At 61.6% G+C, this 23,957-nt stretch carries 20 protein-coding genes; 12 read left to right on the top strand and 8 right to left on the bottom strand.

Annotation, left to right across the window (positions count from 1 at the left end; genetic code table 11):
* The first annotated feature begins 34 nt into the window (after positions 1 to 34).
* The gene (locus ACQ7C1_RS09385; RefSeq protein WP_430958083.1) at positions 35 to 1,150 is read left to right on the top strand and encodes an ABC transporter ATP-binding protein; all 1,116 of its coding nucleotides are present in this window, start codon (positions 35 to 37) and stop codon (positions 1,148 to 1,150) included.
* A 65-nt stretch (positions 1,151 to 1,215) separates the two neighbouring features.
* On the opposite strand, the gene ACQ7C1_RS09380 is transcribed toward ACQ7C1_RS09385, so the two are convergent.
* From ACQ7C1_RS09380 to ACQ7C1_RS09365, 4 genes are all read right to left on the bottom strand, one after another.
* The gene (locus ACQ7C1_RS09380; RefSeq protein WP_430958082.1) at positions 1,216 to 3,462 is read right to left on the bottom strand and encodes a glycoside hydrolase family 2 TIM barrel-domain containing protein; all 2,247 of its coding nucleotides are present in this window, start codon (positions 3,460 to 3,462) and stop codon (positions 1,216 to 1,218) included.
* Positions 3,463 to 3,742: 280 nt separating this feature from the next.
* Entirely contained in the window at positions 3,743 to 4,654 is a 912-nt protein-coding gene (locus ACQ7C1_RS09375) for an SMP-30/gluconolactonase/LRE family protein (protein WP_430958081.1), read from the bottom strand.
* A gap of 96 nt (positions 4,655 to 4,750) precedes the next feature.
* Complete coding sequence (locus tag ACQ7C1_RS09370) at positions 4,751 to 5,572, bottom strand: SDR family oxidoreductase (RefSeq protein ID WP_183698562.1); 822 nt, start codon at positions 5,570 to 5,572, stop codon at positions 4,751 to 4,753.
* Between the two features lie 153 nt (positions 5,573 to 5,725).
* On the bottom strand, positions 5,726 to 6,910 hold the full coding sequence (locus tag ACQ7C1_RS09365) for a phytanoyl-CoA dioxygenase family protein (RefSeq protein ID WP_430958080.1): 1,185 nt from the start codon (positions 6,908 to 6,910) through the stop codon (positions 5,726 to 5,728).
* Positions 6,911 to 7,002: 92 nt separating this feature from the next.
* Between ACQ7C1_RS09365 and ACQ7C1_RS09360 the strand changes: the two genes are divergently transcribed.
* Positions 7,003 to 8,028, top strand: coding sequence for a LacI family DNA-binding transcriptional regulator (locus ACQ7C1_RS09360; protein WP_430958079.1), 1,026 nt, complete (start codon positions 7,003 to 7,005; stop codon positions 8,026 to 8,028).
* Positions 8,029 to 8,092: 64 nt separating this feature from the next.
* The gene (locus tag ACQ7C1_RS09355) at positions 8,093 to 9,310 is read left to right on the top strand and encodes an adenylate/guanylate cyclase domain-containing protein (RefSeq protein ID WP_430958078.1); all 1,218 of its coding nucleotides are present in this window, start codon (positions 8,093 to 8,095) and stop codon (positions 9,308 to 9,310) included.
* A 23-nt stretch (positions 9,311 to 9,333) separates the two neighbouring features.
* Here ACQ7C1_RS09355 and ACQ7C1_RS09350 read toward each other — a convergent pair whose 3' ends face one another.
* The 4 genes from ACQ7C1_RS09350 to ACQ7C1_RS09335 form a co-directional block, all read right to left on the bottom strand.
* On the bottom strand, positions 9,334 to 10,113 hold the full coding sequence (locus ACQ7C1_RS09350) for an SDR family oxidoreductase (RefSeq protein ID WP_430958077.1): 780 nt from the start codon (positions 10,111 to 10,113) through the stop codon (positions 9,334 to 9,336).
* Positions 10,114 to 10,189: 76 nt separating this feature from the next.
* Complete coding sequence (locus tag ACQ7C1_RS09345) at positions 10,190 to 10,585, bottom strand: DoxX family protein (protein WP_430958076.1); 396 nt, start codon at positions 10,583 to 10,585, stop codon at positions 10,190 to 10,192.
* Between the two features lie 97 nt (positions 10,586 to 10,682).
* A complete protein-coding gene (gene dgoD, locus ACQ7C1_RS09340; RefSeq protein ID WP_430958075.1) occupies positions 10,683 to 11,831 on the bottom strand; it encodes a galactonate dehydratase in 1,149 nt (382 codons plus the stop codon).
* Between the two features lie 64 nt (positions 11,832 to 11,895).
* Positions 11,896 to 12,651 carry a FadR/GntR family transcriptional regulator gene (locus ACQ7C1_RS09335; protein WP_430958074.1) on the bottom strand — a complete coding sequence of 252 codons (756 nt, stop codon included), beginning with the start codon at positions 12,649 to 12,651 and terminating at the stop codon, positions 11,896 to 11,898.
* Positions 12,652 to 12,859: 208 nt separating this feature from the next.
* Here ACQ7C1_RS09335 and ACQ7C1_RS09330 point away from each other — a divergent pair, with 208 nt between their 5' ends.
* From ACQ7C1_RS09330 to ACQ7C1_RS09290, 9 genes are all read left to right on the top strand, one after another.
* Positions 12,860 to 13,843 carry an arabinose ABC transporter substrate-binding protein gene (locus tag ACQ7C1_RS09330; protein ID WP_430958073.1) on the top strand — a complete coding sequence of 328 codons (984 nt, stop codon included), beginning with the start codon at positions 12,860 to 12,862 and terminating at the stop codon, positions 13,841 to 13,843.
* Positions 13,844 to 13,912: 69 nt separating this feature from the next.
* Entirely contained in the window at positions 13,913 to 15,418 is a 1,506-nt protein-coding gene (araG, locus tag ACQ7C1_RS09325; protein ID WP_430958091.1) for an L-arabinose ABC transporter ATP-binding protein AraG, read from the top strand.
* A 17-nt stretch (positions 15,419 to 15,435) separates the two neighbouring features.
* Positions 15,436 to 16,386: an L-arabinose ABC transporter permease AraH gene (araH, locus tag ACQ7C1_RS09320; RefSeq protein WP_097597158.1), complete on the top strand. Its 951-nt coding sequence runs from the start codon at positions 15,436 to 15,438 to the stop codon at positions 16,384 to 16,386.
* On the top strand, positions 16,383 to 17,273 hold the full coding sequence (locus ACQ7C1_RS09315; RefSeq protein ID WP_430958072.1) for an aldose 1-epimerase: 891 nt from the start codon (positions 16,383 to 16,385) through the stop codon (positions 17,271 to 17,273). The genes araH and ACQ7C1_RS09315 overlap by 4 nt, the downstream gene beginning before the upstream one ends.
* A complete protein-coding gene (locus tag ACQ7C1_RS09310; RefSeq protein WP_430958071.1) occupies positions 17,274 to 18,053 on the top strand; it encodes an SDR family oxidoreductase in 780 nt (259 codons plus the stop codon). It abuts the gene before it with no gap.
* Between the two features lie 147 nt (positions 18,054 to 18,200).
* Positions 18,201 to 18,632 carry an OsmC family protein gene (locus ACQ7C1_RS09305; protein ID WP_085779561.1) on the top strand — a complete coding sequence of 144 codons (432 nt, stop codon included), beginning with the start codon at positions 18,201 to 18,203 and terminating at the stop codon, positions 18,630 to 18,632.
* Positions 18,633 to 18,831: 199 nt separating this feature from the next.
* On the top strand, positions 18,832 to 19,440 hold the full coding sequence (locus ACQ7C1_RS09300; RefSeq protein WP_085779560.1) for a TetR family transcriptional regulator: 609 nt from the start codon (positions 18,832 to 18,834) through the stop codon (positions 19,438 to 19,440).
* A gap of 49 nt (positions 19,441 to 19,489) precedes the next feature.
* Positions 19,490 to 20,629, top strand: coding sequence for an efflux RND transporter periplasmic adaptor subunit (locus ACQ7C1_RS09295; RefSeq protein WP_430958070.1), 1,140 nt, complete (start codon positions 19,490 to 19,492; stop codon positions 20,627 to 20,629).
* An 85-nt stretch (positions 20,630 to 20,714) separates the two neighbouring features.
* Positions 20,715 to 23,858 (top strand): efflux RND transporter permease subunit, encoded by a 3,144-nt coding sequence (locus tag ACQ7C1_RS09290; protein WP_430958069.1) that lies wholly within the window; start codon positions 20,715 to 20,717, stop codon positions 23,856 to 23,858.
* The last annotated feature ends 99 nt before the right edge of the window (positions 23,859 to 23,957 follow it).

Here is a 23,957-nt window from a genome sequence, read left to right as displayed (position 1 = left end):
TGGCCTGATGGCGGGCGCAGTCAAAGGGTAACCCATGGCTTTCCTGGAAATCTCCGGTCTCAGAAAGCGCTTCGGCGCCGTCGACATCCTCAAGGGGATCGATCTCGAACTCGAAAAGGGCGGCTTCCTCGTGCTGGTCGGCCCGTCCGGCTGCGGCAAGTCGACCCTGCTCAACACCATTGCCGGGCTGGAGACGATCACCGCGGGCGAGATCAGGATCGACGGACGCGCCGTCAACGGCCTGCATCCTTCCAAGCGCGACATCGCCATGGTGTTCCAGTCCTATGCGCTCTACCCGAACATGACCGTGGCGGGCAACATCGCCTTCGGCATGGAGATGCGCGGCGTGCCGCCCGAGGAACGCAAGCAGGCGATCGACAAGGTCGCCAAGGTGCTGCAGATCGGCCATCTGCTCGACCGCAAGCCTTCCCAGCTGTCGGGCGGCCAGCGCCAGCGCGTCGCCATGGGCCGGGCGCTGGTGCGCGATCCCAAGCTCTTCCTGTTCGACGAGCCGCTCTCCAATCTCGACGCGAAACTCCGCGTCGACATGCGCATCGAGATCAAAAGGCTGCACCAGGCGACCGGCAAGACCATCGTCTACGTCACCCACGACCAGATCGAGGCGATGACGCTCGCCACCCGCATCGCCGTGATGAAGGACGGCATCGTCCAGCAGTTCGGCATGCCGGCGGAGATCTACAACAATCCCGCCAACATGTTCGTCGCCGACTTCATGGGCTCGCCGGCGATGAACCTGGTGAAGGCCTCGGTCGAGAACGGCGCCGGCGGCCTTGCGGTCTCGCTCGAGCGGCCGAACGCCGGCCCGCTCAGACTTCCCGTCACGACAACCGCCAACGGCCTTTCCTCCTATGCCGGCCGGCAGGTGATCTTCGGCATCCGCCCGGAGGCGCTGACCGACCCCGATGGCGCCGACCGCAATGCCCGCTCGCTCACCGAAGGCGACTGCCTGATCGAGGTTGTCGAACCGGCCGGCTCCGACACCTTCGCCGTCACCAAGCTCGGCGGCAAGGAAGTCGTCGCCCGCCTGCGCGCCGATGCCGGTATCGCACCCGGCCAGCACACGCGCCTCGCCTTCAATCTCGACAGGGCTGTCTTCTTCGATCCGGAAACGCAGGCGCGGATCGCATAAGGTGGAGCGCCGTGCGTCCGATAAGACGCGCCAAGGGCGCTCCATCTCGATTTTCGGGTTATGCGTTAGGCGACGGCCGTTAGGTTGAGGGTCGCCGGCGCGAAACGTGAGGAGACCGCTTCGACGGTGATTTCTCCCACCAGCCCCGTCGCCTCCAGCCAGAAGCCTGATGTGCCGCCCTGCAGCGGCACATTGGTTGGGCCGACGATCTTTGCCGGGCCATGCACCTTCAGCGAAATGCTGTCGTTCATGAACGGCAGGCGATTACCGCACTGATCGAGGGCACGGATGATGACACGCGTGCTGTCACGTTCGCGGGCTTTCAGCGTGCCGGCGTCGGCCACGATTTCCAGCGTCGTCGGCAAGGGATCGGCCGCCAGCCTCAGGCTGGCCACGGGCGTGCCGTCGATATAGCCGGTGAGGGTGCCGTCGATCCATTCGAGCCCCCAGGTGCCGAGCTCATCTGATGTGAAGTGCCGGTGGTCGAGCACAACAGGCGGATGCGGCAGGTGCGGGTAATTCTCCCGATCCGGACCGATGCGTTTGCTGAGCCCGCCATATTGCAGTTCCACCTCGTCGCAATTTGTCAGGATGATCAGCGGCAGCACGCCGCCGATATTGCGCTCGCCGCGCGCCCAGAAGGTAACGGGCTTCATGACGATCTCTTCGGAAGGATCGCACTGGCTGATATAGGCATAGGCTGCGAATTTCGGTTCGCGGAACATATCCATGACGCCGTGATAGCAGATGCGATCGCCGGAGCCGAAATCCTTGTGGGTATTGTAATCGAACATGCACCAGCCGATGGCGCCGGAAATATCCGGATCGCCGTAGGCGGCATTCAGCACTTCGAGGTGACGGCGCACATGCTCGGCCTGGCGCTGTTCCTGATCGTAGATCTTGGTCGGGTGCATATGGCCGTTGAACTCGGTGATGAGGTACGGCACCTTATGTGACAGCCCGGTATTTTCCTGCTGGGCGCGGAGCGCGGTGCGCGGGCGGTTGGAGCCCGGCAGTTCTTCGTTGCCGAGGATGAAGTCGTTCATCGTGTAGACGTCTTCGAGCAGCTCGCTTTCGGTGATGTAACGCACGCCGCCGGTCTGGCGGGTGCTGTCGAGCTCACGGGCCAAGCGGTTGGTCTGAACGTAGAAGTCGTGGCTATCCTGCGACTCGTTGATGCGCACGCCCCAGATGATGATCGAGGGATGGTTCCAGTCGCGCTCAATCATGCGGCGGACGTTCTCGATCGATTCCTTCTGCCAGTCGGCATCGCCGATATGCTGCCAGCCGGGGATTTCCTCGAAGACCAGGAGGCCAATTGTATCGCAACGGTCGAGGAACCATTTTGACTGCGGGTAATGCGAGGTGCGGACGATATTGCACTTCAGCACGCTCTTCATGATGTCGGCGTCGCGTTCCTGGGCGGAACGGCCGGCGGCGTAACCGACATAGGGGAATGCCTGATGGCGATTGAGGCCGCGCAATTTCAGCGGCTTGCCATTGAGGCGGAAACCTTCGGGGGTGAATTCGGCGGTACGGAAGCCGAAACGGGTAGAGAGACGGTCGGAGCCGTGCTCGGTCCTGATTTCGACGGAGATTTCGTAGAGCGCTGGATTGCTAATGTCCCAGAGCGCGATGCCGGTGAGGCCGCCGAAGGAAAGCCGGGTTTGCTCGCCGAGCGTTTCGGTCGCGGCGGTGGCGATCACGGCGCCGTCGGCTTGCTTCAGCGTGGCGGTGACCGTTGCAGAGAAATTGCGGCCTTCGGGATTGGCAATATCGACGCGGACGGTCGCGGATTTCTCAGGGGCGAGAACGTCTGATGTTTCGATCTTGAGATTGCGGATCGAGACCGGGTCGGTGACCTTCAGCCAGACGTCGCGGTAGATGCCGGCATAGGTCAGGTAATCGATGCGGCCGCCGAAGGGTGGAATGGCAGGATTTTCGCTGCCGTCGATTTTCACGGTCACGAGGTTTTCGCCCTTGACCAGCCTGCCGGTAAGGCGGGCCTCGAAGGGAGTATAGCCGTCCTTGTGGGCGATGATCTCCTCGCCGTTCAGATAGACGACGCTATCGGCCATCGCGGCGTCGAAGATCAGCGAAACCTCGCGGCCCTCGAATTCCGGCAGCCAGCGCAGCACCTTCTGATAGGTGAAGGCGCGCTGATAGCTCTTTTCATCGAAATAGTTAAAGGGCAGTTCGACGGCGGTGTGGGGCAGGCTGACCGGCTTGGCGGCATCGAAGTTTTCGAGCAGGCGCTGGCCGAAGCCCTCGTGGAAACTCCAGCCCTCGTTGAAGGAAACGACGGAACGCATCTTAGGCTCTCCGGGTCGTAGCATCAGGAGCCGTGCGGCTCCCTTTGGCGCATGAAAATCGGATCATCGGGTATTCCTCCTTGATGCAATGAGGCGCGAGCGCTCCAGCGCGTCGCATCAAAACTGATTCATGCGATGCGCTTTAGCTTTTTTCGTGCAGGCCGTCATCCGGAACCGCTGCCGCCCCTTGCAGATGACGCTCCGGGGCAACACCGTCCTATCAGACGACGGCGATATCGTCAGGCATGCCTGTCCAACGCACGGCGCTGCGCTCCATAAACTACGGATATTGTGCGCCGTTCGTCTTGGTATAGATCGAATAGACCGAACGGGTCGCGGTAATGAACAGCCGGTTCTTCTTAGGGCCGCCGAAGGTGAGATTGGACACCGTCTGCGGCACCTTGATCTTGCCGAGCAGCGTGCCATCGGGTGAGAAGCAATGCACACCATCACCCGCGCTTGTCCAAAGGTTGCCGCCGATATCGAAACGAAAACCGTCGGGATGGCCGGCATCGAGGCTGCAGAAATAGCGGCTGTTGGCAAGCGTTCTGCCGTCGACGACATCAAAAACCCGGATGTGGCATGGCACTTCGTGTTTGCCCGAGCCGGAATCGGCGATGTAGAGTTTCGTTTCATCGGGCGAGAAGGCAAGGCCGTTCGGCTGGATGAAATCTTCGACGACGGCGTCGATTGCGCCGCTTATCGGGTCGATCCGGTAGACGTTGCGGGTCGGCTGTTCGGGCTCGGCCTTGTGGCCCTCGTAGTCCGAGAGGATGCCGTAGGTCGGATCGGTGAACCAGATCCCGCCGTCCGAATGGACGACAACGTCATTTGGCGAATTTAATCTCCTGCCCTGGTAGCTGTCGGCGAGGACGGTGATGCTGCCATCGAATTCGGTGCGGGTGACCCGGCGGCCGCCATGTTCGCAGGAGATGAGCCGGCCCTGTTTGTCACGGGTATTGCCGTTGACATAGTTTGAGGGCGAGCGGAAGACGGAGACCGTCCCATCCGGTGTCCAGCGCATCATGCGTTCGTTCGGGATATCGCTCCAGAGAAGGCAGTTCAGGTCGGAAAACCAGACCGGGCCCTCCGTCCAGCGGCAGCCGGAATAAAGCTCATCGAGGGCGGCGCTGCCGATAACCAGAGCGGCGAAACGTTCATCGCGGACCTCATAAAGCGGATTGTCAGCCACGCCAGTTCCTCCCTGAATGCTGCTGTCTTTCTCCTAGCGACAAATCCTCCCAGCGACCAGAGCGCGGCAACGGGAAATGTGAGGGCTCGGGTTTTCTCAGAGAGCGGCGACCGGATGCGGCGAGCCGTCGTAAGCACCCCAGATCGATTGATCGAAACAGATGACTGAGCCGGTCATCAGGCCGGATTCCGCCGATGACAGGTAGGCGCAGGCGCGCGCCACCTCGTGTGGATCGACGAGCCGGCCGAAGGGCTGATTCGCCGCTGCCTTCTCCAGCCAGTCTGCAGGTGCATCGTGATATTCGCGCTGGATGCGATCCTCGCCTTCGGAGGCCATCCAGCCGATGTTGAGGCCGTTGACGCGGATGCGGTTGCGCAGCAGCGCATAAGCGGTGTTCTTCGTCAGCGTTTCCAGCGCGCCCTTGGAAGCGCAGTAGGCGGCGATGAAGGGCTGGCCGGCTTTAGCCGACATCGAGCCTATATTGACGATCGTGCCTTCGATCTTTTCGCGGCGCATGACCTTCACTGTTTCCTGCATCAGGAAAAACGGCGCCCGCACATTGACGGCAAACATGGCGTCGAAGAGTTCGGGGCTGGTGTCGAGGATGGTGCCGCGATCGGTAATGGCGGCGGCATTGACCAGCGCGTCGACACGACCGAAGGCCTTGTCGCATGCGTGGACGACGTGGCTCGCATCCTCGACTTTGGCGAGGTCAGCCTTGACGTAAACGACCTTCACGCCGGTCGCAGCCGAAATCTCCGCCGCCCTCGCCTTGCCCTTGGCTTCGTTGCGGCCACAGATGATGATGCCTTCCGCGCCGCGTTCGGCGAAGAGACGAGCAATGGTGGCACCCAAGCCTTGCGTGCCGCCGGTGACGATGGCGATCTTGCCGTCAAGGCGGCCGTGATCCGTGCTCATGTAATTCCTCCTTAGTGATGATGTGCGAATGCCTCCCGCAATGCGGGAGGCTCTTAGATTGGTGCCGTGTGGCCCCCTCATCCGCCCTACGGGCACCTTCTACCCTCGGGGAGAAGGTGCCGGCAGGCGGATGAGGGGGCCTCTATTTCTACTTCAGCTCAACTTCTTCCGCGCCTGCTCGGCAAGCGCTACCTTGAAGGTCTCGTCGCTCCAGCCTTCCCGCAGCGCCTCATGCATCAGCTGCGCCTGCGTCTTCGGCGCCAGCCCGCCGAGCGGCGGGTCGCGGTCGAGATTGGTGGGGAAGGAATAACCTTCGGCGCAGGCGGCGACGGCGTTCGCGATTTCGTCGGACGAGAGCCGGTCTTGCAATGCCTTCAGGGCGGGGAAGAGCGTGGCGCTCATCCTCTCGCGATTGACAGTCTCCATGGCCCGTCCAAAGGCGGAGGAGACCTGCAGGAGGTTGGCGACACGCTTTATGTCGGCCGAACGGTTGGTGCCAGCGGCGTGGAAGAGGGCGGGATTGAAGAAGACGACGTCGCCTTTTTCGAGCGGCAGCTGGATGTGGTTGGCCTCGAAATAATCCCGGAACTCCTGGCGCTTCAGCGCCAGATAACCCGGTAAATAGGTCTGGCTGTGCGGCAGGAAGAGCGTCGGACCGCTTTCGAGCGGCATGTCGCAGTGCGCGACCGCGCCCTGCAGCGTCAGAACAGGCGATAGCCGGTGAACATGCGCCGGAAACTGCTCGATAACCTTCGATGACTGGAAGCCGAGATGATAGTCGCGATGGGCCGACTGCGCCGCACCGCCCGGATTGACGCGATTGACCTGCGCCGTCATCTGATAGCTCGGCCCGAGCCAGGCTTCGCTTGCGAGCGCGATAACGGCGTTGCCGTAATATTCGGCGAAATTTTCCGGATCGGCGAGGCAGTGTTTTTCCAGCGAATTCCAGATGCGATCGTTGGCGCCGGGCTTGGCGAAATGATCGCCGCCGCCCGTCGAGGTGCGGTGCTGATCCTCGATGATGGCATTGAAAATCGCGCTGGCGCGGTCGATGATGCCGGTGTCTTGATAAGCATGTTTGAAAACGACGACGCCTGGGCCTTCGCCGAAGGCTTCGCAGATTTCGGCCAGCACGAGGCGTTTGCCTTCGCCGGTTGCCGCCGCCGTTACCTTGCGGCTGTCATAGATCAGCACGTTCTTCTCGACGGCTGAAGCTGTGGGGTAATCGGCAAGCGCGGTAGTCTTTTCCGCAAGGCGGCGAAAATCGTCGAGATCGCAGGCATCTTCGCTGAGCCAGACTCGGTCGGCGCGCAGTTTCTGCTGATTGTCGGTCTTCATGATGGCTCCTCCTCTTTCGATGAAGGCACTATACGCTGCGATACCGGGTGATGTAGATCAGAAATCCATCAAAAAACCATCAAGCGGATTCTATGGCCCATCCCTTTCTCGTCAAGGACATCGCCTTCCAGGCGGGACTGAGCACCGCCACCGTCGACCGGGTGCTGAACGGCCGGCCGGGTGTGCGTCAGCAGACGGCAATGCGGGTGAGGGCGGCGATCGCCGAGCTGGAAAAACAGCGGGCCGGCGCGATGGGCAGTGGGCGAACGCTGGCGATCGATATCGTCATGGAGACGCCGCAGCGGTTCAGCGATGCAGTGCGCGCCGCTTTCGAGGCCGAGATGGCGGCCTTCCTGCCCGGCGTTTTCCGCTGCCGTTTCCATTTTGCCGAGGTGATGAAGCCGGCCGAACTGGTGCAGATTCTCGATCGTATCCGGCTGCGCGGCACGCATGGCATCGTACTCAAGGCGCCTGACGTTGCCGAGGTGGCCGCGGCCGTCGCGCGGGCGGATGCCGCCGGCATTCCGGTGGTGACGCTGGTGACCGATCTGCCGAATTCGTCCCGCATCGCTTACGCCGGCGCCGACAACCGGGCTGCGGGAGAGACCGCCGCCTATCTGATCGGCGAATTCCTCGGAACTGCCGGCGGCAAGGTGCTGGTGACGCTGTCGAGCGGGCGGTTCCGCGGCGAGGAGGAGCGCGAAATCGGCTTTCGCCGCGTCATCCGCGCCCATTATCCCGCAATCGGCATTGCCGAAATCAGCGAAGGGCACGGCACCGATACCGCCACGGGAACGCTTGCGGCGGCAGCACTTGCGGCTGATCCGGCCATCAATGCCGTCTATTCGATCGGCGGCGGCAATCGCGCGGTGCTGGCGGCCTTCGATGCGGCAAAGCGTCCCGTCCGCGTCTTCGTCGCCCACGATCTCGATGCCGATAACCGCGCCCTGCTTTCCGCAGGCCGTATCGGCTTCGTGCTGCATCACGATCTCAGAACCGATGCCCGCTCGGCCTTCAGGGCAATCATGAGCCGGGCACAAGCACCGGGGCGGGCCGTTCCGGCTTCACTTTCTTCCGTCGAAATCGTCACGCCCTATAATATGCCCACGCCCGGTTGAGCCAATTGACTTCCTTCCACGCTGAGTTCGGGCTACAGCTTCGGAACGGACAAAGGTGAGCGGCATGGATTACAGCGACGTCAGCACGATTGCGGCCTGGGTTACGGAGCGGGGACTGAAGGGCGCTTCGGAAGCGGAGCTCATGACCGGCTTCTGCGCCGCCTGCCGCGATGCCGGCCTGCCGCTCGACCGCGGCATGGCGCTAATGGACACGCTGCACCCCGTGCATGAGGGCAGGGCCTTCCGCTGGGACAGCGTGGAAGAGATCGAAACCGAATTCGAGTATGGCCCGACGGGCTCGGGCGAAGCGGCTGCGACCTGGCAGCGCTCGGCCTTCTATTATCTTTGGTCGGGCAACGAGCGGGAGGTCCGCCGACGCATCGGCTTCGGCGATCCGATCGATTTCACCATGCTCGACAAGATCGCCGAAGCTGGTAACACCGATTTTGTAGCAATGATGCATCGTTTCAGCGAAGCCGGCACGATCGGTGAGATGGATTGCTTCTTTTCGCATTTCGCAACCAAGCATCCCGAGGGTTTCTCGGAGCACGATATCGCCATTCTGCGCAAGCTCGTGCCGGTTCTCGGACTGGCGATCAAGTGCATTGCGCTCGGGCGCATCGCCCGCACCATCGCGGAAGTCTATCTCGGCGAGGATGCGGCGCGGCAGGTGATGGAAGGCAAGATCAGCCGCGGTAAATCGGAGCGGATTTCGGCTGCGCTGTGGTTTTCCGATCTGTTGAACTACACCAAGATTTCGGATCGCGTGCCGCCGGAGGAAATCATTCCGCTGCTCAACGATTACAGCGAGATAGCGATCTCGGCGATCCATGAGGCGGGCGGCAATGTGCTGAAGCTGATCGGCGATGGTGTGCTCGCCATCTTCAAGGGCGAAGTGCCGGCCGAGACCTGCCGGGCGGCGCTGAGGGCGGAATCGCTGCTGCGGGAAAAACTCACTAAGCTGAATGCCGCACGCGCCACCGACGGCCGGCCGACGACCGATGTCTATATCGGTCTGCATATCGGCGATGTCTTCTACGGCAATATCGGCAGTCAGGACCGGCTGGACTTCACCGTCATCGGTCCCGCCGTCAACGAGGTCAGCCGGATTGCCTCCATGTGCCGCTCGGTCGACCTTAACCTGCTGATCTCCTCCGATTTCGCCGCGGCCATACCGGCGGAAGAGCGTGCCGCGCTTGCCTGCGTCGGACGTTATGCGCTGCGCGGCGTGCAGCGTGCGCAGGAACTCTACACGCTCGACAGCGCCCGGCTAAACGACTGACATTTTCACGAAACCTTCGAGGCTTACCGCAACAGGCCCTGGCCGCCGTCGATCCAGATCGGCGTGCCGGTGATGTGCCGGGCGCGATCGGAGGCAAGGAAGAGGATGGTTTCGGCAACATCCTCGCTTTTGCCTGCCTTTCCGCCGGCAATCGGGATATCGCCCTGCGGCCAGATGACCGGCACCTCCGTCTCCTCGCGACGGCGGCTGTCGGTATTGGCGCTGATGTTGGTCTCGATCTCGCCAGGGCAGACGGCATTGACGCGGATGCCGTGCCGGCCGAGTTCCAGGGCGAGCTGCTGCACCATGGCGACCTGGCCGGCCTTGGTTGCCGTGTAGGCGGTGGCGCCCGGCGTCGTAAAGGTGCGGGTGCCGTTGATCGAGGAGACGACGACGATCGAACCGCCACGGCGCTTCAGGTGCGGAACCGTCAGGTGCAGGGTCAGGTAGGTGCCGCGCAAATTGACGGCGATGGTCTTGTCCCATTCATCCGGCTTCAGATCGTCGATGGGCGCCCAAACCCCATTGATGCCCGCATTGGCAATGACGATGTCGAGGCCGCCGAAGGTGTCGGTGAGCTTCTTCACCGCGGCTCTCATTTGCGTTTCGTCGCTGGTGTCGGCCGTCAAGGCGATCGACTGACCGCCGGCGGCTTTGATCTCGGCGCAGGTTTTTTCGACTTCGTCGGCGGTGCGGCTCAGTGCGGCAATTCTTGCTCCCTCGGCAGCAAACCTTAACGCAGCCGCTTTGCCGATACCGGAACCGGCACCCGTCACCAGTGCGATCTTTCCCTCAAGCTCCATGGTCGGCCTCCTTGACCTTCTGCCGATAGGCAATGTTCGACGCGACCGTTGGTTCCCGGCAGCAGCGGACGCAGGGCTATCTCAGGAGCGCTTGTCGCAAGGCCCATTTTTCCGGCCCGTGGACGGCGGCGAAGAGCAGGCCGGCGAGGAAGGTGAAGTGATCGACGAAGAAGCCGAATTCGGCCTGGTTCTGTTGCCAGTGGGACGGTCCGTGGAAGACGAAGGCAAGGAAGATCACGTAGATGCCTGCCAGCAGGCTCGCCTCGGTGAAAAAGGCGCCTGATATGAAGGCAAGGGCCAAGGCGATCTCGAAGAAGGCTGCGACCCAGGTGAGGAAGGTCGCCATCGGAAATCCGGCGGCAGCGATATAGCCCGCCGTGGCGCCGATATCAGCGAACTTGAAGCCTGCTGCCATGAAGAAAATGAAACTGAAGATGATGCGGGCGACGATGACTGCAATTGCTCTGGCCATTCCGAAATCTCCTCTTTGAGTTTCCATTATGACGGATGAGGCGCCCAATCTCCGACAGGGCGATTAAAAAAGGGCCGCTTGCGTGACCCTTCCACTCTCACCACTCGGCAAAGCTCCCGTCGGCGTGCCGCCAGATCGGGTTGCGCCAGCGATGGCCCTCCTTGGCGCGCTCGATGACATAGGCCTCGTCGACTTCGATGCCGAGGCCCGGCCCCTGAGGGATGGAAACGAACCCATCGGCATATTGGAACACCTCCTTGTTGGAGATGTAGTCGAGGATATCGTTGCCGGTATTGTAATGAATGCCGAGGCTCTGTTCCTGGATGAAGGCATTGTAGCTGACCGCATCGACTTGAAGGCAGGCAGCGAGCGCGATCGGGCCAAGCGGGCAATGCGGCGCCAGCGCGACGTCATACGCTTCGGCCATCGCCGCGATCTTGCGGCATTCGGTGATGCCGCCGGCGTGGGAAAGATCCGGCTGGATAATGTCGACATAGCCGTCGGAAAGGACTTGCTTGAAATCCCAGCGCGAATAGAGCCGCTCACCAAGCGCGATCGGTGTCGAGGTATGATTGACGATATCGCGCAGCGCTTCCTTGTTTTCGGACAGCACCGGTTCCTCGATGAACATCAGCTTGTAGGGCTCGAGCTCCTTGGCGAGAATCTTTGCCATCGGTTTGTGGACGCGGCCGTGGAAATCGACGCCGATGCCGATATGCGGGCCGATCGCCTCGCGGATGGCGGCGATGGTCTCGACCGCCCTTTCCACCTTCTCGTTGGTGTCGACGATCTGCATTTCCTCGCAGCCGTTGAGCTTGATCGCCTTGAAGCCGCGGGAAACCACGTCTCTGGCATTGTTGGCGACGTCAGACGGACGGTCGCCGCCGATCCAGGAATAGACCTTGATGCGGTCGCGCAGCTGACCGCCGAGCAGGGAATGGATCGGCTGGCCCAGCGCCTTGCCCTTGATGTCCCAGAGCGCCTGGTCGATGCCCGAGATCGCGCTCATATGGGCCGCGCCGCCGCGATAGAAGCCGCCGCGATACATCACCGTCCAGTGGTCCTCGATCAGGAAGGGATCCTTGCCGATCAGGTAATCTTCCAGCTCATGGACGGCGGCCTCGACGGTCAGCGCGCGGCCCTCGACGACCGGTTCGCCCCAGCCGACGATGCCCTCATCGGTGTCGATCTTCAGAAACAGCCAGCGCGGCGGAACGATATAGGTGGTGAGTTTGGTGATCTTCATCTTAGGTCTCAATCTCTTCTCGGATTTGCGATGGGACAGCGTGTCCACGGCCTCTCGTGATCGATCATTTCGTCCTGCCGATCGCCTTCTCGGCGGCAGCAAGGTCGCGAACCGCAAGGTCGAGCATGCGATTTGCGCATTTCCTCGCGCCTGTTTTGTCGCGCATACGCAACGCCTCAACTAGCTCGCCGTGAACGAGCACCGCATCCTCGCGATTCTCGACGGCGATGTTGGAAGCGTGCAGCGCGTATTTCAGGGCGGCGTGGATGGCGCTCGACAGACGGCGGAACACCTGGTTGTGGCTGGCGGTGAGCAGCACCGTATGAAACATCACGTCGGCGTCGGTGAAGCTTTCCGGATCGCCTGCGCTGTCGCGCATCTGCCGCCAGGCCTTGTCGAGATCGGCGATCTCCTGGGCGCTGGCACGTTCGGCGGCATATTCGGCGGCGGCCGGTTCGATGGTGCGGCGCGCTTCGAGAATGCAGCCGAGCAGGTCGAAGTCCCTGATGTAAGGTCCCATCCAGTCGAGCACTTCGGCGTCCAGGATGTTCCATTCATCCCGGTCGCAAACGGTCGTCCCGACCCGCGGCTTGCCGCGGACGAGCCCCTTGGATTCAAGGACTTTCAACGATTCGCGGATCACGGTGCGGCTGACTCCATAGAGTTCGCAAAGGTCGTTCTCGCGGGGCAACGGCGAGCCCGAGGGATAGCGATCCGCGCAGATGTCCTGAGCGATCGCTGCCGTGACGTTGCGGCGTACGCGGGGCCGGCGTTCGCTACCGGAGCTTTCCGTTCGGCCCTGTTCCTCGGTCGATTCCAACTTCACCTCTCCGCAATCTCTCCCAGGCAGCAACCGAACCTGATTATCCGAATTCGGTCCGCTTTGCGACGGGTCCATCGGGCTCCCATGAGTGACCTATTATTCCAATCATCATACATTGGCAATTGACTGGTATGATGATTTAACATAATTCGTTGGATGCTGCCTGGGAGGCAGCTGCTCGATTTCAGGGTTTAGGGAGAGAGACATGCGCTTGTTCAAAGCAGCCATCCTGGCTGGCACTTTCGCCATTCTGGCGGCCGGCTCGGCATTTTCCGCAGACGTCAAGATCGGTTTCATCGTCAAGCAGCCGGAAGAGCCGTGGTTTCAGGACGAATGGAAATTCGCCGACCAGGCGGCCAAGGAAAAAGGCTTCACCGTCGTCAAGATCGGCGCCGAAGACGGCGAGAAGGTTCAATCGGCGATTGATAACCTCGGCGCGCAGGGCGCTCGGGGCTTCATCATCTGCACGCCTGACGTGAAGCTCGGTCCCGGCATCGTCGCCAAGGCCGAAGCCAACCAGCTGAAACTGATGACGGTCGACGACCGTCTCGTCAGCGCCGACGGCAAGCCGCTGGAAGAGGTGCCGCATATGGGTATCTCGGCCACCAAGATCGGCGAAACCGTTGGCCAGGCGATCGTCGATGAAATCAAGAAGCGCGGCTGGGACATGAAGAATGTCGGCGCGATCCGGGTCTCCTACGATCAACTTCCAACCGCCGTCGACCGCGTCGAGGGTGCGATCTCGGTGCTGAAATCCGCCGGTTTCCCGGCTGAGAACATCTATGATGCGCCGCAGGCGAAGACGGATACCGAGGCAGCGCTCAACGCCGCGACCACCGTTCTCAACAAGCATGCCGACGTCAAATATTGGGTCGCTTTCGGCCTCAACGACGAAGCCGTTCTCGGTGCCGTTCGCGCTTCGGAATCGGTTGGCATTCCGGCGACAAACGTTATTGGCGTCGGCATCGGCGGTGCAGAATCGGCGATCAACGAGTTCAAGAAGCCGGCAGCGACGGGCTTCTTCGGAACAGTTATCATCTCGCCGAAACGTCACGGCTATGAGACGGCGCTGAACATGTACGACTGGATCGCCAACGGTAAAGAGCCGGAAAAGCTGACGCTGACGTCAGGTTCGCTGGCGCTACGCGGCGATTACGAGAAGGTCCGCAAGGAACTCGGCATCGATTGATCATCGCTCAAGATGAGACGTCTCCGGCGGCGGCGTAAGCGTGCCGCCGGAACCTTCGGTGGGATGATGATGGCTTTTCTCGAATTCAAACATATCTCCAAGGGCTATCCCGGCGTGCAGGCACTGTCGGACGTCTCGTTTGCCGTCGCGAAGGGCGCCGTCCACGGCCTGATGGGCGAGAACGGCGCGGGCAAATCGACGCTGATCCGCGTGCTGTCGGGCGATCAGGCCGCCGACGCCGGCAATATTCTCATCGACGGCGAGGAACAGAAATATGCCTCGGTTCGCGACGCCTTCCACGCCGGCGTCATCGTCATCCATCAGGAACTGCAGCTCGTTCCGGAGCTGACGGTGGCTGAAAATCTCTGGCTCGGGCGTTTTCCTGCCAAGGGCGGGGTGATCCAGGCCAAGACCCTGATCGAGACGGTGCGGTCGAAGCTCGATGAAATCGGCATCGATGTCGATCCGGCGGCCAAGGTCGCTTCACTTTCGATCGGCGCGCGGCAGATGGTCGAGATCGCAAAGGCCGTCATGCTCGAGGCGCGGGTGATCGCGCTCGATGAGCCGACCTCCTCGCTCTCCTCGCGCGAAAGCGAAATCCTGTTTTCACTGATCGAAAGATTGAAAGCGAAGGGAGCGGTCATCCTCTATGTTTCGCACCGTCTCGACGAAATCTTCCGGCTTTGCGACAGCCTGACGGTGCTGCGCGACGGCAAGCTTGCTGCCCATCATCCTGAGATCGCCGCCACGACACGTGAACAGATCATCTCGGAGATGGTCGGCCGCGAGATCAGTGATATCTGGGGTTGGCGCGAGCGTCCGCTCGGCGACATCCGACTGGAGGTCACGGGCCTCTCGGGGGCCAAGCTTCGCCATCCCATCAGCTTTTCAGTTCGCCGAGGGGAGATCCTCGGCTTTTTCGGCCTGATCGGCGCCGGCCGCAGCGAGATGGCGCGGCTGCTCTACGGCGCCGATGCGAGGCATCAGGGCCAGGTGACGATCGATAGCATCGCCGTTTCGCCGAACGATCCGAAAGCGGCGATCGACGCCGGCATGGTGCTTTGCCCGGAGGATCGTAAATCCGACGGCATCGTTCAGGGGCGGTCGATCGAGGAGAATATTGCGATCTCGTCGCGCCGGCATTTCTCTCCCTTCGGGGTTCTGAACCCGAAGAAGGAGGCGGCGCTGGCCGATCAGTTCATCGCCCGGCTGCGGGTGCGCACGCCATCGCGCAAGCAGGACATCATCAATCTTTCGGGCGGCAACCAGCAGAAGGTCATTCTGGGCAGGTGGCTTTCCGAACAGGGCATCAAGGTTCTGGTGATCGATGAGCCAACGCGCGGCATCGATGTCGGGGCGAAGTCGGAAATCTATGAAATCCTTTATGAGCTGGCGGCCGACGGCATGGCGATCGTGGTGATCTCAAGCGAGCTGCCCGAGGTCATGGGAATCTCCGATCGCATCATGGTGATGTGTCAGGGCAGGGTGGCGGCCAATGTCGCCCGCCCGGATTTCGACGAGCGCGGCATCCTGACGGCGGCACTCCCCGACAAGAATGCCGCAGGCATCATGTAAGACTGGGAACACGGACGATGACTTCGTTGAAAAAAATCCTTCTGGGGGAGCAGGGGCTGGTGGTGATTTTCGCCGCCGCCTTCGTGATCGTCTCGCTCTTCGTTCCGAACTTCCTGACCGAGCGAAACATGCTTGGGCTGCTGCAATCGGTCGTCACGATCGGCATCGTCGCATGCACCATGATGTTCTGCCTGGCTTCCCGGGACTTCGACCTTTCCGTCGGATCGATCGTCGCTTTCTCCGGCATGGCTGCGGTGATGGTCTCGAACGCGACAGGCTCCATTCCCGTCGGGTTGCTGGCAGCCTTGCTCTGCGGCGCCGTCGTTGGCCTGGTCAACGGTATCGTCATCGCCCGGTTCCGCATCAATGCGCTGATCACGACGCTTGCGACTATGCAGATCGTGCGCGGGCTGGCGCTGATCGCGTCGGATGGCCGCGCCGTCGGCATCAACGATCCCGCCTTCTATCAGCTTGCCCTGTCGCGTTTCCTCACCGTGCCGACTCCGATCTGGATCATGCTCATCCTTTTCTTCTTCTTCGGCTTCGTGCTCAACCGCACCGTTTTCGGTAAGAACACGCTGGCGATCGGCGGCAATCCCGAAGCTTCGCGGCTTGCCGGCGTCAACGTCGTCAATATGCGCATCTGGATCTTTGCGCTGCAGGGTCTTGTCTGCGGCATTGCCGGCATCCTGCTCGCCTCGCGCATCACTTCCGGCCAGCCGAATGCGGCGACGGGGCTCGAGCTCTCGGTGATCTCGGCCTGCGTCCTCGGCGGCGTTTCGCTTGCCGGCGGCCGGGCGGCAATGAGCGGCGTCATCGTCGGGGTGCTGATCATGGGAATTGCCGAAAACGTTATGAATCTGCTGAATATCCAGGCATTCTATCAGTATGTCGTGCGCGGGCTGATACTGCTGATCGCAGTGCTGCTCGACAATTTGAGATCTTCGGCTGCGGGACGACGCGGATGAGCAAAGGGCATGGCGGGGACGACATCGATCTGGGCCGCGGTGATCTCTCCGTCAGGATCAGCCGCCGGGGCGCGGCCGTCACCGCCGCAACATTCCGGGGCAAGCCTTTCCTCGTTTCGACAGGTGGCCAGGATGGGACCTTCGCGAGTTTTCCCATGGTTCCGTTCGGAAACCGCGTGGAAGGCAATGCCATGACCTTTGGCGGACGCAACTATGCCTTCCAGCGAAATTGCCACGATCCGCTCTACCTGCATGGCGATGGCTGGATCAGCCTATGGGAGCTGGAAGAATCGAGTTCCGAGCACGCGCAGCTCCGCTTTTGGCGCGATGCCGACAGGATCTCGCCCTATGCCTATCTCACCCGGCAAGAGATCCGCCTCAGCGGCAATCGGCTAGCGCTGACGCTCTCGGTGGAGAACAGGGGAGAGGCGGTCCTGCCCTTCGGGCTGGGGCAGCATCCCTTCTTCACACGGACGCCGGAAACACGATTGACGATCGCAGCCGACCGCTTCTGGAGCGAACGGCCGGACCATCTCCCTGATGCACCTGGTCCGGTACCCGCTAAATTCGATTTCACTTCCGGTGCGCTGTTGCCGTGGCAATGGATGAACAACGCCTTCGAAGGATGGAACGGACGGGCAGCCATCGCTTGGCCGGAACTTGGAATCCAGGCGACGCTGGAAGCCGATGATGCGCTCAATCGCTTCATGCTGTACATGCGGCTCGACCGGACAGATTTCTTCTGCCTGGAACCGATGAGCCACCTGCCGAATGGGCATCATCTGCCGGATTTCGGAGGGCTCAAACCTCTTGAGCCGGGCGAGGCTCTTTCAGGCAAGGTCACGATCGATCTGTCGGCGCTGCCGGTTCAGCCGGAGGGAAGATAGATGGGTGATCGCCTGCAGCGCAAAAATATTCTGATCACCGGCGCTGCGCAGGGTATCGGCCTTGCGATCGCCAAGGCTTTCATCAGGGAGAATGCCGCGGTCTATCTCGTCGATCGCGATGGAGCGCTGCTGGCGCATGCAGCGGGAGAACTCGCCAGCACGGGCGGCCGGGTTGGTTATCTGCCGGCCGACATTACCGATGCCGGAACAATCGCCAAGGCGGTTGCTCAGGCGAATGACGAGATCGGGCCATTGAATGCGCTCGTCAACAATGCCGGGGTCAATGTCTTTGCCGAACCGCTCCACACGACCGACGAGGAGTGGAGCCGCTGCTTCGATATCAATCTCAAGGGAGCATGGAATTGCTGCAAGGCGGTGCTGCCCGGCTTCATCGAGCGCGGCGACGGCGTCATCCTCAACATTGCCTCCACGCACGCTTTCACGATCATTCCGCATACGTTTCCCTATCCGCTGGCGAAACATGCGCTGCTCGGCATGACGAAATCCCTCGCCCTGGAGTATGCGTCCCGCAATATCCGGGTGAACGCGCTGGCGCCGGGCTATGTCTCGACGCAGAAGGCGATCGACTACTGGAACAGCTTCCCCGATCCGGAGGCAGCGAAAGCCGAGACGATGAAGCTGCATCCCGGCGGGCGGATCGCAACGCCTGAGGAGATCGCCATGGCGGCGGTGTTCATGATCTCCGACGAATGCCCGTTCATGAACGCCACCTGCCTGACGATCGACGGCGGTCTCAGCGTGCAGCAGCATCCCGCCTGAAAGGCTTTCTATTTCGCCGATTTTTACGAGCCTGTCGTCTTCTCAGGATAGAGCGTTATATTGTCCCACCGGGAGGCTATCCAATCTCCCTCAGGCATGGAGCGGCGCCCTGCCGCTTCCTCAAAACCATCGAAACAGGAGGACGGCATGCAGATCAATCGCACGGCTTCGGCTCATTGGAGCGGCGGCCTCAAGGACGGCAAGGGCTTGATCTCGACTCAGAGCGGCGCCCTGACAGACTATCCCTACGGCTTTGCCAGCCGCTTCGAAGGCATTCCCGGCACCAACCCGGAAGAGCTGATCGGCGCTGCCCATGCCGGCTGCTTCACCATGGCGCTGTCGCTCATCCTCGGCGAAGCCGGCTTCACCGCCGAGCATATGGAAACCTCGGCCAAGGTGACGCTCGAAAGCGTCGAGGGTGGCTTCGCCGTCACTGCCATCCATCTCTCACTTTCCGGCCGCGTCCCCGGTGCAGATGAGGCGACCTTCACCGAACTGGCCAACAAGGCGAAAGCCGGCTGCCCGATTTCCAAGGCGCTCGCCGCCGTTCCGATCACGCTCGACGTCAAGCTCGCCTGATTTTTTTCTGCTATTGCCGCGAAGTGCCGCGCGTCTGATGTCGCGGCACTTTTCAATCGTGGCTCGCGCTCATCATCACCTCGTTTCGAAATTTATCGTACCGCTCGCGTCACGCAGGCGGCATTGACAAGTGACGTTTGATATTTTACGACTGACGAAATTCGAAAATCGTCAGTCGTTACTCGAGGTCTCGAAGTCCATGAACGACATTGCGGAAAATACGCTCGACGTCACGCGACAGGAGAATATCACGCGGATACTCGACGCGGCCGAGCGGCTGTTCCGTCACTACGGCTACAGCAAAACGACGGTGGCAGACATCGCCCGCGATCTCGGCATGTCGCCGGCCAATATTTATCGATTCTTCGCTTCGAAGGTGGAGATCCATCAGGCGCTCTGCGGACGCATGCTCGCCACTTGCTATCAGCTCGCTTACGACATCCGCCACCAGCCGCTCAGCGCCAGCGAACGGCTGCGCCTTTATGTCGAGACCCAGTATCAATGGACGATGGATACGATGCTCGACGAGATGAAGGTGCACGAGATGATCGTGGTCGCGATCGAGCGCGACTGGCATGTCATCGAGAAACATATCGATCGCGTCCATGATCTGATTGCTGAAATCATCGCCGAAGGCATCGCCTCCGGCGAGTTCGCCGAGCACGATCCGGTGGTCGCCTCGCGCTGCTTCGGCGCGGCGACGGTCAATCTCTGTCATCCCCAGATGGTGGCGCAATGTCTCGCGAAGACCAACCGCGCTGCCGTCGACGAACTGATCGATTACGCCATCAGGGCGCTCAAGAAATAATCGACGGCAGCCGTCGTCGGTCCCCCGAAACATTCCAGGAGTGCGGAAGATGTTTTCGCTCAACACCCTCAGCAACCGCATGCCGTCCGTCGCGAACCTCGCGCTCATCGGCGTCATCGGGATCGGCCTGTCCGCCTGCTCGGAAGAAAAAGCTGAGGTCAAGGAAGTTATTCGGCCGGTGAAGGTCGTGGAGATCGCCAAAGCCGACGATACCCGCAAGCTCGATTATTCGGGGTCGGTCAAGGCGCGCACGGAGATGAACCTCGGGTTTCGGGTGGCCGGCAAGATCACCGAGCGTCTCGTCGATATCGGCGACCGGGTGACGCCGGGCGACGTTCTCGCGCGCATCGATGCCACAGACTATCAGCTCGCGGTCAAGACGGCCGAGGCCAATCTCGCCGCGGCCGAAAGGGGCGTCGAAACCGCCGATCTCGCCAACAAGCGCGCCGAGCAGTTGTTCGACAAGAGCGTCGCCCCGAAGTCGCAGCTCGAACAGGCAGCACTCAGCCATGACCAGGCGATCTCGCAGCGCGACGCAGCGCTCTCGGCGCTGGATCAGGCGAAGAACCAGGTGAGCTATACCGAGCTCAAGGCCGGCCAGAATGGGATAGTGACATCGATCAATGCCGATATCGGCCAGGTCGTTGGCTCCGGCAGCCCCGTTTTGACCGTTGCCGTCGATGGTGAAAAGGAAGTGCAGATCGCGGTTCCGGAAAACGACATTGCCGAATTCAAGCCCGGCAAAACGGTCAAGGCCAGTTTCTGGGCTGATGCCAGGCTGGTGCTCGACGGCAAGGTGCGCGAGGTTTCCGGCAGCGCCGACCAGCAGTCGCGCACCTTTGCGGTTCGCGTGAGCCTGCCGAATGATCCGCGGGTGTTGCTAGGCATGACCGCGACCATCGAAGCCGATGTCAACAACGGCAACAGCTATGTCTCGATCCCGCTCACTGCGCTGGCCGAAAAGGACGGCCAGCAGATGGTCTGGACGGTCGACCGTGACACGGCGACGGTGCATGGCCGCATCATCGAGGTCGCCGATTTCACCGGCGACGGCGTGCATGTGACCCAAGGCCTCGATAGCGGCGATCTCGTCGTTGCCGCCGGCACCCAATTCATGAGCGAGAACCTGAAGGTGAAGGTGCCGGAGCAGCAATCGGCTTCGGCCGATTCCGACCAGACCGTGCGTTGATCGCGCAAATCAAAGTTATTTGAGCATGATGTTCGCCCGAAACCGCTGACACTTTTCGGCATCATGCTCCAAAGGGAACAGAACCATGGACGCCAACACTGAAAAGCGGCCCTTCAATCTGTCGCGCTGGGCGATCGGACATCCGAGCATCGCCCGCTTCCTCTTCGGCCTGATCATCATCACCGGCATTCTCGGCCTGATGCGCATGGGCCAGCGCGAGGATCCCGAATTTACTTTCCGCGTCATGGTCGTCCAGGCGATCTGGCCAGGCGCTTCCATTCAGGAAATGGAAGATCAGGTCGTCAACAAGATCGAGCGCAAGCTGCAGGAAACCCCGCATCTTGACTGGGTCAAGTCCTATACGCGGGCGGGCAGCGCCATCATCACGCTTCAGGTCAAGGGTGATACGAATTCGAAGGACGTGGCCGATGCCTTCTACCAGGTGCGCAAGAAGGTCGGTGATATCTCCAGCGAGCTGCCGCAAGGTCTGCTCGGCCCCTATTTCAACGATGAGTTCGGCGATACCTTCATCACCCTGCATTCGATCAGCGGCGAGGGTTATACCTATCCGGAACTGAAGAAGTTCGCGATCCAGGCGCGCGACATGCTGCTGACGACACCGGGCGTCGAGAAGGCGGTCATCATCGGCGACCAGCCTGAGAAAATTTATATCGACGTCTCGTCCAAGGCACTCGCCGAGCGCGGCCTGACGATCCTCGACCTGCAGAACGCCATCAAGGGTCAGAACAATGTCGATCCGGCGGGCTCCGTCGATACCGGCCTGCGTTCGGTACGCATATCTGTCGAAGGCGACGTGAAGAAGGCGGCCGATATCCGTGAGCTCAGCCTTCGCGCAGGCGCCCAGGTGACGCGCCTCGGCGATATCGCCACCGTCAGTTCCGGGCTCGAAGATCCCTACCAGCGCAAGTACCGGTTCAACGGCCATGACAGCGTCCAGGTCGGCGTCGTCATGGCCAAGGGCTTCAACGTCACCGATGTCGGCAAGGATGTGGAGGCGACCTATCAGCGCTTCGAGGAATCGCTGCCTTACGGAGTCGCAGTCGATCAGATCGCCAACCAGCCCGACGTGGTAACGGATGCGATCGGCGAATTCATGCATGCGCTCGGCGAAGCCCTCACCATCGTGCTCGTCGTCTCGTTCCTGTCGATTGGCTGGCGCTCGGGCCTCGTCATCGCCATCGCCATTCCGCTGGTGCTCGCCGCGACTTTCGCGCTGATGTACGAACTCGGCATCGACCTGCAGCGCATCTCGCTCGGCGCCCTGATCATCGCGCTCGGCCTGCTGGTCGACGATGCGATGATCGTCGTCGAGATGATGGAGCGGAAGCTGGAGGAGGGACTGGTCAAGATCGAGGCGGCAAGCTTTGCCTATTCCTCAACCGCCTTCCCGATGCTGACGGGGACGCTGATCACCACGGCCGGCTTCATTCCCGTTGGTTTCGCCGCATCGACGGCCGGCGAATATGTCCGCTCGCTGTTCTACGTCGTCGGCATCGCGCTTGTTACCTCGTGGTTCGTCGCGGTCTATTTTACGCCGTGGCTCGGTTACATGATCCTCAAGCAGCGCCATCACGCCGGCGAGCATCATGATGCCTTCGACACCCGCTTTTATCGCCGGCTGCGCGGCACCGTCGGCTGGGCGGTTCGCCATCGGGTGATCGTGCTGCTGTTGACGCTCGGAACCTTCGTCACCAGCCTCTGGGCCTTCCAGTTCATTCCGCAGAATTTCTTCCCGCAATCCTCGCGGCCGGAAATCCTGGTCGATCTCTGGCTGCCCGAAGGCACCAGCATTCGGGAAGTCGAAGTGCAGGCGAAGGCGCTCGAAGCGAAGATGATGGATGATCCCGACAAGCGGTTCATCGCCACCTATATCGGCGAAGGCGCACCGCGTTTCTTCCTGCCGCTCGACCAGCAGCTGCGCAACCCGAACTTCGCCCAGCTGCTGGTTATGGCGAAGGACGAACCGGCGCGCGAACGGCTGATCGTCAAGCTGCGCACCATTCTTGCCGAAGACTTCCCATCGATCCGCGGCAAGGTCGACCGCCTCTTCCTCGGCCCGCCCACAGGCTGGCCGGTGCAGATGCGCATCATGGGGCCCGACCGCCAGGAGGTGCGAGCGATCGCCGATCAGGTGAAGGCGCGCTTTGCGGCCAACCCGATGCTCGGCGCCATCCATGACGACTGGCTGGAGCCGGTGCCGGCGATGAAGCTGGTGATCGACCAGGACCGCGCCCGGGCGCTTGGCGTGACCTCGCAGCGCGTGCGCCAGATGCTGCAGACCGCCATGTCCGGGGCTCCGCTCGACGATTTCCGCGACGGCGAGGAGACGGTCTCGATCGTCGCCCGCGAGCCGGATGCCAGCCGCTCGCTGCTGTCGGCGGTCAATTCCGTCTACGTGCCGACGGATTTCGGCGGCTTCGTTCCGGTCTCGCAGGTCGCCAAGGTCGTGCCCGTCATGGAGCAGGGCATCGAATGGCGGCGCGACCGGCTGCCGACGATCACGGTGCGCGCGACGCTGCCGGACGGCGTGCAGCCGAATGACGTGGTCATGAAGATGTATGCCGACATGAAGGACCTGCGCGACAGCCTGCCGGCCGGCTACAACGTCGAGATCCAGGGCGGTGCCGAGGATGCGGCGGAAAGCCAGATGTCGATTGCCGCCAAGGCGCCGATCATGCTCGCCGTCATCATCGTGCTGCTGATGGTGCAGCTGCAGCATTTCGGCAAGGCGATGCTGGTGCTTGCCACCGGCCCGCTCGGCATCATCGGGGCGGCCGCCGCCTTGCTGATCAGCGGCGCGCCCTTCGGCTTTGTGGCGATCCTCGGTGTCATCGCGCTGCTCGGCATTATCATGCGCAATTCGATCATTCTGGTCGATCAGATCGATCAGGACATCAAGGCTGGTATGCACCGGCAGGAGGCGATCGTCGGTGCGGCCGTGCGGCGTTTCCGGCCGATCATGCTGACGGCGCTGACCGCCGTGCTGGCGTTGATCCCGATCTCGCGCGGCGTCTTCTGGGGTCCGCTCGCCTTCGCCATGATGGGCGGCATCTTGGTTGCGACAGTGCTCACCATTCTGGTTCTGCCCGCCGGTTACGCCCTTTTCTTCGGCCGGGAGCCGAAGGCAAAGGACGAGCCAGGCCGGGATGCCGACGCCATCCAGGAAGAGGCGGATGACAGACATCCGCCGGCGTGGGCAGCCGAGTGAGGACGGCGCGGCGAAAGCCGCGCCGTTTTCCTTGCAGGCTATCTTCCTTCGCTCAGCAAGCAGTCCGTAAAACGACCATTTGTTGCTGCCTGCCGCCAC

Origin of the sequence: Rhizobium sp. Nf11,1, assembly GCF_050587665.1 — a bacterium.
Classification (GTDB): Bacteria; Pseudomonadota; Alphaproteobacteria; order Rhizobiales; family Rhizobiaceae; genus Rhizobium.
Note: the sequence above shows the minus strand (reverse complement) of the source record. Positions and strands in the feature narration are given on the sequence as shown.